The following is a 13,192-nucleotide window of genomic DNA, read 5'->3' on the forward strand; positions in this document are numbered from 1 at the left end:
ATCACCGTTTCGATAATGGGTCACATGGTTCTTGCGATGGCAGCCAAGGCCGGCAGGTGCCTGGAGATCGCCTGTTTCACCGCCAGCATGGATGCGGGAATGCTGGCGATGTAGCCGCCGATCATTCCGTACACCGGGGCGCGCTCCGGCGAGTGCATCATTGCCGCCATGAAACCACCGATAAAACCCAGCACGAAGCCCCCGAGAACGCCGTAGATCGTCCCGCGCCAGGCAATACTCCACCAGACCGGCAGCGCCTTTCCCCAAGTGATATCCATAAATGCTCCCCTTTGTTCAAAGTTGGAACAGAGCCCTGGTGGAGCCACCCGTCCCGGGTGGCTGGTCAGACTCCAAGGTAATCCGTGGCAAGTGCCGCAGTCACATCGTGGTCGAGTGGGGACCGACTGGCGATGCATTCCCGAACATGGCCCTTGCGAGTCCTGGCCAGCAAGCGGTGCCTGTGAGGCCTTGTCCAACCGAACGATGAAGACCCGCGCAATGGGCGCCACCTGCCGGTAGGAGCCCGCTCGCGGGCGATGCTTTTCTTTTGGCTTTGATGTGCATCAGGTGCAAGGGCATCGCCCGCAAGCGAGCTCCTACGGCAAGCACGCGCAACCGCGCAGCTCATCCCGCTACAGCTTGCTCGCGTTCCGTCGACCCGCGCCGACCCGCGCTTCGCGTGCCAGCAGCCACCACGCGCCCAGCGCCAGCGCGGGGTCGAGGATCGCAAACGCGATCATGGTGTGCGGAAACACGCCGGCCAGCGCGGTCGGCACCAGCACCAGCGGCACCAGGATCAGCCGGTCCAGCACCGAGGCGGCCACCACCTGCCGGCCACCGGAGCGACCGCCGAAGAAATACAGCCAGCCGATTACCGCCAGCGCCATGCCCAGCACGCGCACCAGTGCCGCCTCGTGTCCCTGAAAGGGCGCATCGCGCAACAGCGTCTGCACCACGCCCGGCCACGCAATCAGCAAACTGCCGCTGGCCAGGTAGAGCAGGCCGTTGAGCGAGGTGTATCTGGCGGCGGTGGAGCGGTGGGTGGGCGTTTCCCGAAGTGCGGCGAGCAGGGACATGGGCTACTCCGAGTGCGGTGGTGGCTGTTTGTTGGTCGATGCGCGCAGCGGTGAACCATTTTCCCAACGTCGCAGGGGAGGGAGCGCACTGACCACGGCACCGGTCTAACGAACCAGGCCGAGGCCGCGAAGCTGGTCCTCAAGTGCAGCAGTCGAGCCCCAAGGCAGGATCGGCGAGTTCTCTCTTTCATCGGGCGGATTCGACGGCAGCTCGTTGGACCAGCCTCCGCAGCCCACAAGCGGGAGCAGGGGGCGCTTGTGCAGCCAGGCGAGGCAGACTTCGGAGATCGTGCCGGCGCGCCCACCAATCACGATGCAGGCATCGCCCGAAAGAGCCATCAGCAGGTTTCGCGCATCCCCCATGCCGCACGGGACGACCACCGTGGCAGGCCAGTCGGCGGGAGGCATCTGGTCCGGTGGCACGATGCTGACCACCAGCCCGCCCGCCTCAATGGCTCGTTCAGCGGCAAATCGCGTGGCGGGACTTCCGCAGCCACTGACCACCGTGACGCCCAGCTTCGCCAGCAGTGCCCCGGCCTCTCCCGCTCGCTCATAGGCGGCCGATCCCGGCTCGGCGCTGCCCAGAATGCATACTTGTGGACGACGGATCGGTGCGGTCACGTAGGGTTGTCTCCTTGTGGTCCGGTGATTTTTCCAATAATCCAGGGCGGACTCGGTTCATTTTCTGCGGCGTGACGAAGTCAACCTGGCATCGATATCTCTGATATCTCTCGATATCTCCACACCAAACCATCTTGAGACAAACCGCCCGTGTAAGCAGGCAAGGCTGGCCAGCGCAGAGGATGAGGCTTAATTTGCCACGTCCCCTTTTCCCCCTTTTCCCCTGGGTTGAGCCCATGTCACTTGCGACGATCATCTTCCGACACCGGCGAACGCTGATCTTCGTGGCGCTGGCGTCGCTGCTGGTGTTTCTGGCCGAGATCTTCTACCTGGCTCGCGTTCGGACGTTTTCCACCGGCCCGCTGTTGGGCACGCTGGTTCTTCTTCCACCGCTGGTGCTGTGGTACGCGATGCTGGGGTTCTGGTACGCGGCTTGGTTCAGGGACGGCGTGCAGGCGCCGCCGCGGCTCGTGCGGCTGCTGGCGTTCGGTGGCTTTGCCCTCGGTTCCTCGCTGATCTGGCTGAACATGCTGGTGACGGCGGTCTCCGTCGGCTAGCTGGCCTGACCGGGGCATCGAGTTGGATGGTATGGCGCTTGGCAACGAGTCGCGAAGCGCACGTGACGCGCTCCGCCCGCATCCAGCCGGAGGCGTCCCGTTGATCGGCATCGCGAGGGCGATTCGTGACCGATAGGCGGGACGGATCGGATTCGCCAACGGGAACGGGGGCGTGGGGCCAGTCGCCGGGTGACTACGCCCCGGCCACGTGAAAATGCCGCTTGAACGCCACCTCGCCCGTCACCGGCTCCCCCAGTTCCCGCGCATACCGATGCCCCGCATACACCGCGTGGGCGATCAGTCCGGGGGCGTCGGAGTCGCCGATGTTGCGCACGCTCTGGACGGCTGCATCGGCCCAGTCGGCTTCGCGTTCGAGGAGTTGCTGGTAGAGCGCGTCATTCGGCAGGCGGGCGGTGACGGTGAGGACGGCGTCGACGGTGAGCGCCTGTTGGCGGTCTTCCCAGGCGTGGTCGAGGGTGAGCGTGTTGCCGTCGTAGCCGGCGACGGTATGGGAGACGATCACTTCGATGCCGAGCTTGGCCAGGCGCTTGCGGATGTGGCGGTAGTCGAGGGTGTTCTGGCTCCACGGGGCGAGGGTGTCTTCCGGGGTCACGTAGACCACCTCGCAGCCGTGGGCGTGCAGTTGTTCGGCGGCGATGCTGGCGTAGTAGAAGCCGTCGTCGTCAAGCACGGCGACGCGGCCGGCGGGGAGGCGGCCGTCCATCAGGTCGTCCAGCGTGTAGACCTTCGGGTTGTCGACGAAGCCGGGGATCGCGGCGCCGTGGCTGCGGCCGAAGCCGTCGCGGCGCCAGTGGCAGCCGGTGGCGAGCACCACGTGTTCGGCGCCGAAGTCGAGCACGTCCTGCGCGCTGAGCGCGGAGTCGAGATAGACCGAGACGTTGGTGAGCTTGTTGATCTGGCCGAGGCGCCAGTCGCGCACGCGGGCCCATTCGGCCAGGCCGGGCAGGCGCGCCTCGCGGGTGACGCGGCCGCCGAGTTCCCTGCGTGCTTCGGCCAGGCTCACCTCGTAGCCGCGCTGGCCCAGCGCGCGCGCCGCCTCCAGCCCGGCGGGGCCGCCGCCGACCACCAGCACGCGGCCGGGCTTGCTTGCCGGGGCGATGCGCTCGGGGTGCCAGTCCTTGCGCCACTCCTCGCCCATGGTGGGGTTCTGCGTGCAGCGGATCGGCGAGATGGTCATGTCGCCGGAGACGCAGATGTTGCAGCCGATGCATTCGCGGATGTCGTCCACGCGGCCCTGTTCCACCTTGGCCGGCAGGAACGGGTCGGCGATGGACGGGCGTGCCGCGCCGATCAGGTCGAGCACGCCGCGCTTGATCTGCGACACCATGGTGTCCGGCGAGGTGAAGCGACCCACGCCCACCACCGGCTTGCTGGTGACCTGTTTGACGAAGGCGACGAACGGCTCCTGCGCGCCCTCGCTGGCGAAGCGCGAGGGCACCGAATCGTTGTACCAGGCGGCCACGTTCACGTCCCACAGGTCGGGCAGCTCGGCGAGCATCGCCACGATGTCTTTCGCCTCGCTCAATTCCACGCCGCCGCCACCGAGCAGTTCCTCGGTGGCGAAGCGCAGCGCCACGCCGCAGCGGTGGCCGATGGCGTTCCGGGTGTCTTCCAGCACTTCACGCAGCAGGCGCACGCGGTTTTCCAGCGAGCCGCCATAGGCGTCGCTGCGCTGGTTGCGACGGCGCTGCAGGAAGTGCATCGGCAGCGAGAGATCGTGCGCGGCGTAGACGTAGACGATGTCCATGCCGGCGCGCATCGCGCGCACGGCGGCCTCGCGATGCCAGCGGCGGTACTCGGCGATGTCCTTCAGCGACATCGCGCGCGCCTGCGAGGGGTAGCCGTACTTGCTCGGCTGGTGCGAGGGGCCGATCAGCACCTCGCGCGAATACAGGTTCGACGCGGTGGGGCCGTTGTGCGACAGCTCCACCGCGGCCAGTGCGCCGTGCGCGTGCACCTTGTCGCACATCAGCGCGAGGGCGGGGATGTCGCGGTCGTCCCACAGTCGCGCCTCGACGTAAGGGGTGAGGTCGCTGCTGGGGTGGATCTCGCATTCCTCGGTGGACACCACTGCCCAGCCGCCCTCGGCCTTCACCTCGCGCATGGCCGCGTGGGCCAGCGGCATGGCGTGGCCCATGCCGTTGCAGTGCGGCACCTGGAAGAAGCGGTTCTTCGCGGTGACCGGGCCGATCTGCACCGGGGTGAACAGGATGTCGTAGCGGGGATCGCGCATGGGGGCCTCGAATGTGTCGTGATCCCGGCGTTCGCCGGGATGACGGGAATGGGGATTACGTTGTCGTCACCTTGACCGCCTGCGGCTTGCGGCGCAGGCGCATGAAGGCGTACAGCGGCAGGCCGGCGGCGATCAGGCCCAGGCCGAGCACCAGCGGTTCGTGGCCGATGCCGATGAAGGCGAACACCACGAACAGCACGCCGAGCACGGCGGCCGGCAGCACGGCGCCGCGTACCGCGCCGCGGCGCCAGAGCACGATCAGCGCCAGCGAGCAGCACAGGTACAGCGGCAGGTTGGCGGCGGTGACTACGCGGGTGATGAAGGTGAAGGCCGACACCAGCGACTTGCTGTAGCTCATCCACACCATTACCGAGGCCAGCGCGCCGGTAACCACCAGCGCCACCGCGGGTGCGCCGCGGCGGTTGTCGCGCACGAATACCCGGGGCAGCACGCCGTTCGCGGCCATGGTGCGGGTGAGCTCGCCCACCAGCAGCGTCCAGCCGTTGAGCGCGCCCAGCCCGCTGACCACCACGAACAGCGACAGCCAGCGGCCGAAGCCGGCGCCACCGAAGCGGTCCATCAGCAGCGCGAACGGCGCGCTGGCGTTGCCCAGCTCCTGCTGCGGGATCAGCAGCAGCGGCACGGTGGAGACGATGATGTAGATCACCGCGGTGAGCACGGTGCCGGTCATGGTGGCGCGCGGGATGGTGCGGCCGGGGTCGTTCACCCGCGCCGCCGGCACGCTGGCCGACTCGATGCCGAGCATGGCGAACAGGGCGATGGTGCCGGCGGCCATGGTGTCCTTCAGGCTGATCGGCGTGGTCGGCAGGTGCGCGCTGTAGCTGGCCGGCGCGTGCAGCAACACCCAGGCACCGAGCACGGCGATGGCGATCATCGGCAGCAGCTTGAGTGCGGTGGTGACGATCTGCACGCTGCCGCCGGCGCGCACGCCCATCAGGTTGATGCCCACGAACAGCCACAGCAGCCCCAGCGCGAACACCGCCGGGTGGATCGCCTGCAGCGCCGGAAACACCACCGTGATGTAGCCCACCGCGCCGGTGGCCAGCGCCGCGTTGGTCAGCCACAGCGACACCCAGTACGCCCACAGCGCCATGTACGCGGGCAGGTCGCCGAGCGTGCGGCGGATGTAGCCGTAGGGGCCGTCAGCGTCGGGCAGGGCATGCGCCAGGTAGGAGAACACCCGCGCCAGCGCGAGGCAGCCGAGCAGGGTGGCGGTCCAGCCGATCAGCGCGTTGAAGCCGTACGGCGCGAGCGAAGCGGGCAGCAGGAAGATGCCCATGCCGATCACGTTGCCCACCACCAGCGCGGTGCAGGTCCAGAAGCCGATTTTGGTGCCGTGGGTCATGGGGTGCGCTCGTGGCGGTGCGACGGGTGGGTGTTCTTGTGTTGCTTGGGGTTCCTCGGCGTCATCCCGGCGAAAGCCGGGATCCAGCGTCTTTGCACTTCAAGAGCTTGAAGCCACTGGATCCCAGCCTTCGCTGGGATGACGGAGAGGGGACTTGTGTCTCTCCCGCCACAGCCGGGCGAAACAGGCGAGACGGGTCACGAAACCTCAACGACACGCCGATCACTCCAGCGCCACCGGCTGCCCGGCCTTGATCACGCCGCGAATCTGGCGCAGGCAGTCGACGTCGTGCAGCGGGTCGCAGGCGACGGCGACCAGGTCGGCGGCCTTGCCGGGGGCGATCGAGCCGAGTTCCTTTTCCTTGCCGAGCAGGCGGGCGGCGTCGATGGTGGCCGAGCGGATCGCCTGCAGCGGGGTCATGCCCCAGCGCACCATGTAGGCGAACTGGCGGGCGTTCTGGCCGTGCGGGTAGACGCCGGCGTCGGTGCCGAAGGCGAGGTGCACGCCGGCCTTCACCGCCTTGCGGAAGCCTTCGCGCTGGGCCAGCGTGGTTTCCTCGTTCTTGCGCAGGATCTCCGGCGACCAGTGGTCGCGGGTGCCGATTTCCTCGATGTAGTCGCCGTCGTAGATGTCGGCGACCAGCCAGGTGCCGTGCTTGACCATCAGCGCGATGCCTTCGTCGTCGATCAGCGAGCCGTGCTCGATCGAGCGCACGCCGGCGCGGATGGCGCGCTTGATGCCTTCGGCGCCGTGCGCGTGGGCGGCGACAAACTTGCCGTGCTTGGCCGCCTCGACTACGGCGGCGTGGATCTCCGCCTCGGTGAATTCCGGCTTGCCTGGCTCGGTGCCGTTGGCGAGCACGGCGCCGGTGGCGATCACCTTGATCAGGTCGGCGCCGTGGTCGAGGATCTTGTCGACGTTGTGGCGCACCTGGTCCACGCCCCGGGACACGCCCTGGCGGAACTCCGGCGGCACCACGGTGCCGGGCGGCAGGCCGGTGATCTCGCCGCCGCCGCCGGGCACGGTGATGTAGGCGCCGGCGACGAACATGCGCGGGCCGGGAATCTCGCCGGCGTTGATCGCGTCGCGCAGGGCGATGTCGGCGAAGCCGCGGTATACGCCGACGTCGCGCACGGTGGTGAAGCCGGCCTGCAGCGTCTTGCGCGCGTTCATCGCGCCGATGAAGGCCTGCTGCGCGGGGCTGATCTTCAGCGGCGCGGCGATGTCGGCGGTCTCGGCTTCCTCGGAGATGTGGGTGTGCATGTCCATCAGGCCGGGGACCACGGTCCAGGCGGTCCAGTCGAGCACGCGTGCGCCCTTGCCCGCGTCGGCGGACCACGGCTGCACCGCGACCACCTTGCCCGCCTCGATCGACACCGCCTGGTCGGTGAGCATCTTGCCGCTGTCGACGTCGAGCAGGTGGCCGGCATGCACCACGGTGCGCTCGGCCGCATGCACCGGGGCGACGACAGCCGCGGCGAGCAGCCATGCAGTCACGGCCTTCTTCATGCGTGCTCTCCCGCGGCGGCGTAGGCCGCGCGCAGCTGGTTGTGGAAATGCCAGACGCCGCTCTCGCGCCTCGGGCACAGCCGGCCGGCTTCGTAGGTGCCGGAGGTGAGGCCGCGCTGCACGGCGACGCAGATGTCGATGTCCTCTTGCTGCACCTCGTCGCTGAATTCCTGGTCGGCGGCGATGCGCGCCTGCGCGGCGTCGTCCTGCGCGTAGTAGTAGTCGAACTCCACGCGGCAGCGGTCCGGCCCCAGCGGCACGATGCGGTTGGTCTGCAGCCGCCCCGGCATGATGTTGAGCATCACGTTGGGATAGACGAAGTAGTAGAACGCCTCGCCGTCGCCGTAGATCGCGGTGCTGTTGCGCAGCGGCGAGGACTGCAGCGAATACCAGTCGAACAGCTCGGTGTCGTAGGCGCGGTAGTCCAGCACCTTCGACAGGCCCGGATGCACGTGCGGCAGGTGGTAGCCCTCGAGGAAGTTGTCGACGTAGACCTTCCAGTTGCAGTCGATCTCGTAGCTGTCGCGGCGGAGGTAGCGCATGGCCGAAAGATCGATCGGCGCGATGCGCTCGGCGATGCCGCCGTAGACCTCGCCGAACGGCGGCACGGCCTCGTCCAGCGCCACGAACACCAGGCCCTGCCATTCGTGCACGCGGATCGGCGGCAGGCGGATGTCGGACACGTCGAAGTCCGCCGCGCCCTGCATCTCCGGCGCGCTGCGCAGCTGGCCTTCCAGCGTGTAGGTCCAGCCGTGGTACTTGCAGTGCAGCGCGCGCGCGCCCTTGCCGTTGCACAGCGCCAGCGGGCCGGCGCGGTGGCGGCAGACGTTGACGAAGCCGCGCAGCACGCCGTCCTGCCCGCGCACCACGATCACCGGCACGTGGCCGACCTGCTCCACCACATAGTCGCCCGGCTCGGCGAGCTGGCCCTGGTGCGCCACCAGCTGCCAGCTGCGGGCGAACACCGCGCGTTGCTCCATCGCCAGCATCGCCTCGCCGACGTAGTAGCGGGCGGGCAGGGCGGTGGCGTGGTCGAGGCCGGGGGGATACGTCTCAGCTTGCATGCAGTGCTCCGCGATCGGAATAGACTGGCGCGACGACGACGGTCGCTTCGGGGGAGGCCTCATGTTCCGTTTCAAGCTGACGCTGGCGCTGTGTGCGCTGGCCGGACTGGCACAGGCGGCCGGTCCCCGCGCACGCGACCTGGGCATTCCGTTCGACGGCACCCCCGGGCCGCTCAATGCCATCACCGATGTCGCCGGCGTCACCGTGGGCCAGGTCACCTTGATCCGCGACCTCCCCGACGGTCACAAGGTGCGCACTGGCGTGACAGCGATCCTGCCACGCGGCAGGGCCAGCTACGAGATCCCCGCGTTCGGCGGCTGGTTCGCGCTCAACGGCAATGGCGAAATGACGGGCACCACCTGGCTGGAGGAGTCCGGCCAGCTGGAGGGGCCGGTGATGCTCACCAACACCCACAGCGTGGGCGTGGTGCGCGACGCGGTGATCGCCGAGCGCGTGCATGCCGGCGGCGCGGACGCCTCGGGCTACTGGTGGTCGCTGCCGGTGGTGGCCGAGACCTGGGACGGCGAGCTCAACGACATCAACGGTTTCCACGTGCACGCCGCGGACGCCGCGCAGGCAATGCACGAGGCGAAGGGCGGGCCGGTCGCCGAAGGCAACGTTGGCGGCGGCACCGGCATGATCTGCCACGAGTTCAAGTGCGGCATCGGCACCGCCTCGCGGCGGGTGCGCATCGGCGGGGCGACCTACACCCTGGGCGTGCTGGTGCAGGCCAACTACGGGCTGCGCGACAGCCTGCGCATCGCCGGCGTGCCGGTGGGCCAGTACCTGCGCGAGGACCGCCTGTACAGCGCGACCAACCCGGCGGCGGTGGACACCGGCTCGATCATCATCGTGGTGGCGACCGACGCGCCGCTGCTGCCGCACCAGTTGAAGCGCATAGCCCGGCGCGCCGGCATGGGGCTGGCGCGGATGGGCAGCTACTCCGGCAACGGCTCGGGCGACATCTTCGTGGCGTTTTCCACCGCCAACGCCGATGCGCTGCACGACCGGCCGCTGCAGCAGGCCAGCTTCATCGGCAACGACCACATCGACCCGTTGTTCGAGGCCACTGTGCAGGCCGCGGAGGAGGCCATCGTCAACGCGATGATCGCGGCGAAGGACATGTGCGGCGAGGGCGGGCACTGCGTGAAGGCGATCCCCCATGCGGAGCTGGTCGCGCTGCTCAAGCGCTTCGGTCGCTACCAGCCGCCGCACTGAGGGAGCCCGGTTCACGGCGCCTTGTCCCCGGGCTTGAGGAAGCGCTCATACCAGGCGAGGTTGCGGCGCATGCGGTCGAGCAGGTAGCTCGGCACGCTGATCTCATGGTGCTGGCCGGGATAGACCACCAGCTCGGTCGGCAGGTTGCGCGAACGCAATGCCTGGTACATCTGCTCGGCGCCGATGCATGGCACGTTGAAGTCGACCTGGCCGCACTGGAACAGCGTGGGCGTGGTGATCCGGTCGGCGTGCAGGAACGGGTAGCTGACGCGGTCCCAGGCGGCGCGGTGGTCCCAGGGCGTGCCCAGTTCCAGCTCGTACTCGCGGGCGTATTCGTCATCGCCGTACATGCCGTACATGTTGCCGGTGCCGGCACCGCTGATCGCCGCCTTGAAGCGGGTGGTGCGGGCGATCACCTGGTCGGTGAGGATGGCGCCGTAGCTCCAGCCGCCGATACCCAGGTGCTCCGGATCGGCGACGCCGAGCTTGATCGCATGGTCCACGCCGGCCATCAGGTCCTGCATGTCCTTGTCGCCCCAGTCGGCGTAGATCGCCCTGGCGAAGTCGAAGCCGCGGCCGGAGCTGCCGCGCGGGTTCACCGCCAGCACGGCGAAGCCGTTGGCCGCGTAGACCTGCCAGTCCTCCATGAATTCATGGCTGAACTGGTACACCGGGCCACCGTGCACGCGCAGGATGGTGGGGTAGCGCTGGCCCTTGACGTAGCCGATCGGCTTCACCAGCAGCGCGTCGAGTTTGGTGCCGTCGGCGCCGGTGAAGTGCAGCGTCTCGGTGCCGGCCAGTTGCTTACCGGCCAGCCACTCGTTGTGGTCGGCCAGCAGGCGCAGGTGGCCGCCGTCGAGTGCGCTGATGTTGTAGGGGTGCAGGTCGTCGCCGCCGAGCACGGCGATGCGGCCGTTGCGCGACACCGACAGGTCGACATCGAACCGGTCGCCGTGGGTCAGCTCGGTGACCTTGCCGCTGGCCACGTCGATGCGCGCCAGGTGGGTGACCTCGGCCTGCTCGATCAGTGCGTAGACGCTGCGCCCATCCGGTGCCCAGGTCGGATGGGTGAAGCAGCGGTCGATCGGTGCGGGAATCGTCGCCTTGCCGCTGGCCACGTCGATCACTGCCAGCTGCCAGGGCGCGTAGTAGATCCAGTGGTCATCGCCGCCCTGCAGGTAGGCGATGCGCTTGCCGTCCGGCGACCAGGCTGGGCGCGAGACCCAGTACGGATCGAGGTCGGCGCCGGGGAAGGTGGTGAGCTGGCGCTCCATGGCACCGGCGCGGGCATCGATGACGTAGATGTCGTAGTCGAGATGGCGATCGGGGTCGGCACCGCGCTTGGTGACGTAGGCGATCCGGCGGCTGTCCGGCGACCACGCCGGCAACTGCTCGTCGTGCGTGCCGGGAGTGAGCTCGGTGGCCTGGCCGCTGGCGATGTCGACCATGTACAGGTGCTTGTGGCGCGTACCCAGCCAGCCCGAGTCGTCGTCCTTGAACTGGAAGCGCTCGGTGACGATCGGCGGCGGGTTCTTCGGCTTCTTCGCACCCGGCGGACGCTCGGGGTCGAAGGCGATCACCGCCAGCCGCTTGCCGTCCGGCGACAGCGCGAACTCCTCCACGCCGGCAGGGAGATGGGTGACCTGGTGCGCCTCGCCGCCGTCGGCGGGCATCGTCCAGACCTGCGAGCCGCTGTCTTCGTCGTCCTTGTCCGTGCCGGTCTTGCGGTCGGTGAGGAAGGCGATGAGCTTGCCGTCGCCCGACCACTCCGCCTGCGATTCGTCGGCCTCGGGCGTGTGGGTGAGCTGGGTGCGCCCGCGACCGTCGAAGCCGACCCGCCACAGGTCCGACTGCGGCTGGTCGGTGTCGGGATTGTTCGTGGTGACGGTGTAGAGCAGCCAGCGGCCGTCCGGCGACAGGGCCGGGTCGGACAGTGCGACGAGCCGGTTGATGTCGGCCGGAGTAAACGGGGTCTTCTCGGCGGCGTGTGCGGCCAGCGGCAGTGCCAGCAGCGCCAGCAGTGCGAATCCGGGCAGGCGTCGGATCATCGGCGATCTCCTTGCATGGGAGCGCAGGCGCGTAGCCGGCGTCCGGCGGGGGTGGCCTGCGCGGATGCCGCACCGGACATCGCCGCCGGCAGGTCGGCAGCGATCGGTGCGGCGTTCGCGCGGCGCGTCATGCTCAGGCCCCGGCCAGCGCCTGGTCGAGGCTGGCGTGCAGCAGGGTGATCGCCTCGTCCACTTCCTCCGCGCTCACCGTGAGCGGCGGCATGAAGCGCACCGTGCTGGTGCCGCAGGAGAGCAGCAACAGGCCGTTGTGGTAGGCGCGGGTGATCACCGCATCGCACAGCGCGGTGGCGGGGGTCTTCTTCGCGTCGTTCTCGACCAGCTCCATGCCGATCCACAGGCCCTTGCCGCGCACTTCGCCGATGCACGGGTAGTCCTTCTGCAGTTCGCGCAGGCGGGCGATGAAGTGCGCGCCGACTTGGGCCGCGTTGTCCATCAGGCCGCCGCGTACCAGGTCGAGCGTGGCGTTGGCGGCGGCGCAGGTGACCGGGTTGCCGCCGTAGGTGTTGCCGTGGGCGCCGCGCTTCCACTGCGACATGATGGATTTCTTCGCGATCACCGCGCCGATCGGCAGGCCCGAGCCCAGCCCCTTGGCCGAGGTGAGGATGTCCGGCGCCACGCCCCAGTGCTCGCAGGCGAACATCTTGCCGGTGCGGCCGATGCCCGACTGCACCTCGTCGAAGATCAAGAGGATGCCGTGCTCGTCGCACAGCGCGCGCAGGCCGGCGAGGAAGCCGTCCGGCGGCGTGAGGTAACCGCCTTCGCCCTGCATCGGCTCGACCAGGATCGCCGCCACTTCGCTCGGCGGCACGCTGCGCTGGAACAGCATGCGGATGTAGTCGAGCACCGCCGCGCCCTGGTCGTCGCCGGCGAACAGCGGCCGGTACGGGTTGGGGTAGGGCACGTGGGTGACGCCGGCCAGGGTGGGCGAGAAGCCCTTCTGCTGGGTGTACTTGCTCGAGGTGAACGACAGCGATCCGAAGGTGCGGCCGTGGAAGCCGCCGAGGAAACCGATGAAGCGCGGCCGACCGGTGACGTAGCGGGCCAGCTTCAATGCGCCTTCCACCGCCTCGGTGCCGGACTGGCAGATGAAGCTCATCGCCGGCTCGCCGGCCAGCGTCTGCATCGGCGCGACCGCGGCCAGGCGCTCGCCCAGGCCGGTCATCTCCTCATGCCAGTAATCGCTGGAGATATGCAGGAATTTCGCCGCCGCGCCCTGCACCGCCTGGACCACCTGCGGGTGCGCGTGACCGGTGGCGCACACCGCGATGCCGGCCATGAAGTCGAGGAAGCGGTTGCCGTCCACGTCCCACACCTCGGTGCCGCGCCCGTGCGACATCACGAACGGGTAGTCGCGCGGATACGAGGGCGAGATCACTTCGGCGTCGCGGGCGATCATCGCCTGCGCCTTGGGTCCGGGGAGAGCGGTCTTGATGTGGGCGTTCACGGCAGAACCTTTG

At 68.7% G+C, this 13,192-nt stretch carries 11 protein-coding genes; 2 read left to right on the forward strand and 9 right to left on the reverse strand.

The genetic code is table 11. The features are described from left to right. Positions 1-20: 20 nt before the first annotated feature. From NC595_RS11180 to NC595_RS11190, 3 genes are all read right to left on the reverse strand, one after another. Positions 21-278 (reverse strand): hypothetical protein, encoded by a 258-nt coding sequence (locus tag NC595_RS11180; protein ID WP_253566425.1) that lies wholly within the window; start codon positions 276-278, stop codon positions 21-23. A gap of 354 nt (positions 279-632) precedes the next feature. After that, positions 633-1,076 (reverse strand): hypothetical protein, encoded by a 444-nt coding sequence (locus NC595_RS11185; protein ID WP_253566427.1) that lies wholly within the window; start codon positions 1,074-1,076, stop codon positions 633-635. A 105-nt stretch (positions 1,077-1,181) separates the two neighbouring features. Beyond that, positions 1,182-1,697 (reverse strand): SLOG cluster 4 domain-containing protein, encoded by a 516-nt coding sequence (locus NC595_RS11190; protein WP_253566429.1) that lies wholly within the window; start codon positions 1,695-1,697, stop codon positions 1,182-1,184. A 236-nt stretch (positions 1,698-1,933) separates the two neighbouring features. Here NC595_RS11190 and NC595_RS11195 point away from each other — a divergent pair, with 236 nt between their 5' ends. Beyond that, positions 1,934-2,254 carry a hypothetical protein gene (locus NC595_RS11195; RefSeq protein WP_253566431.1) on the forward strand — a complete coding sequence of 107 codons (321 nt, stop codon included), beginning with the start codon at positions 1,934-1,936 and terminating at the stop codon, positions 2,252-2,254. A gap of 193 nt (positions 2,255-2,447) precedes the next feature. Here the strand turns inward: NC595_RS11195 and NC595_RS11200 are convergent, their stop codons facing one another. The 4 genes from NC595_RS11200 to NC595_RS11215 form a co-directional block, all read right to left on the reverse strand. Next, the gene (locus NC595_RS11200; protein ID WP_253566433.1) at positions 2,448-4,508 is read right to left on the reverse strand and encodes an oxidoreductase; all 2,061 of its coding nucleotides are present in this window, start codon (positions 4,506-4,508) and stop codon (positions 2,448-2,450) included. Between the two features lie 55 nt (positions 4,509-4,563). Beyond that, a complete protein-coding gene (locus NC595_RS11205; RefSeq protein ID WP_253566435.1) occupies positions 4,564-5,874 on the reverse strand; it encodes an amino acid permease in 1,311 nt (436 codons plus the stop codon). Between the two features lie 222 nt (positions 5,875-6,096). Further along, a complete protein-coding gene (locus tag NC595_RS11210; protein ID WP_253566437.1) occupies positions 6,097-7,383 on the reverse strand; it encodes a Xaa-Pro dipeptidase in 1,287 nt (428 codons plus the stop codon). Beyond that, complete coding sequence (locus NC595_RS11215) at positions 7,380-8,447, reverse strand: aromatic ring-hydroxylating oxygenase subunit alpha (RefSeq protein ID WP_253566439.1); 1,068 nt, start codon at positions 8,445-8,447, stop codon at positions 7,380-7,382. The genes NC595_RS11210 and NC595_RS11215 overlap by 4 nt, the downstream gene beginning before the upstream one ends. A gap of 61 nt (positions 8,448-8,508) precedes the next feature. On the opposite strand from NC595_RS11215, the gene NC595_RS11220 reads away from it, so the two are divergent. Further along, complete coding sequence (locus NC595_RS11220) at positions 8,509-9,666, forward strand: DmpA family aminopeptidase (RefSeq protein ID WP_253566441.1); 1,158 nt, start codon at positions 8,509-8,511, stop codon at positions 9,664-9,666. Positions 9,667-9,677: 11 nt separating this feature from the next. Here the strand turns inward: NC595_RS11220 and NC595_RS11225 are convergent, their stop codons facing one another. After that, positions 9,678-11,714 (reverse strand): S9 family peptidase, encoded by a 2,037-nt coding sequence (locus tag NC595_RS11225; RefSeq protein WP_253566443.1) that lies wholly within the window; start codon positions 11,712-11,714, stop codon positions 9,678-9,680. A gap of 133 nt (positions 11,715-11,847) precedes the next feature. Continuing rightward, positions 11,848-13,179, reverse strand: a complete 1,332-nt coding sequence (locus NC595_RS11230) for an acetyl ornithine aminotransferase family protein (protein ID WP_253566445.1) — start codon at positions 13,177-13,179, stop codon at positions 11,848-11,850. Positions 13,180-13,192 lie beyond the last annotated feature (13 nt).

It is taken from the genome of Dyella lutea (genome assembly GCF_024158035.1).
Classification (GTDB): Bacteria; Pseudomonadota; Gammaproteobacteria; order Xanthomonadales; family Rhodanobacteraceae; genus Dyella_A; species Dyella_A lutea.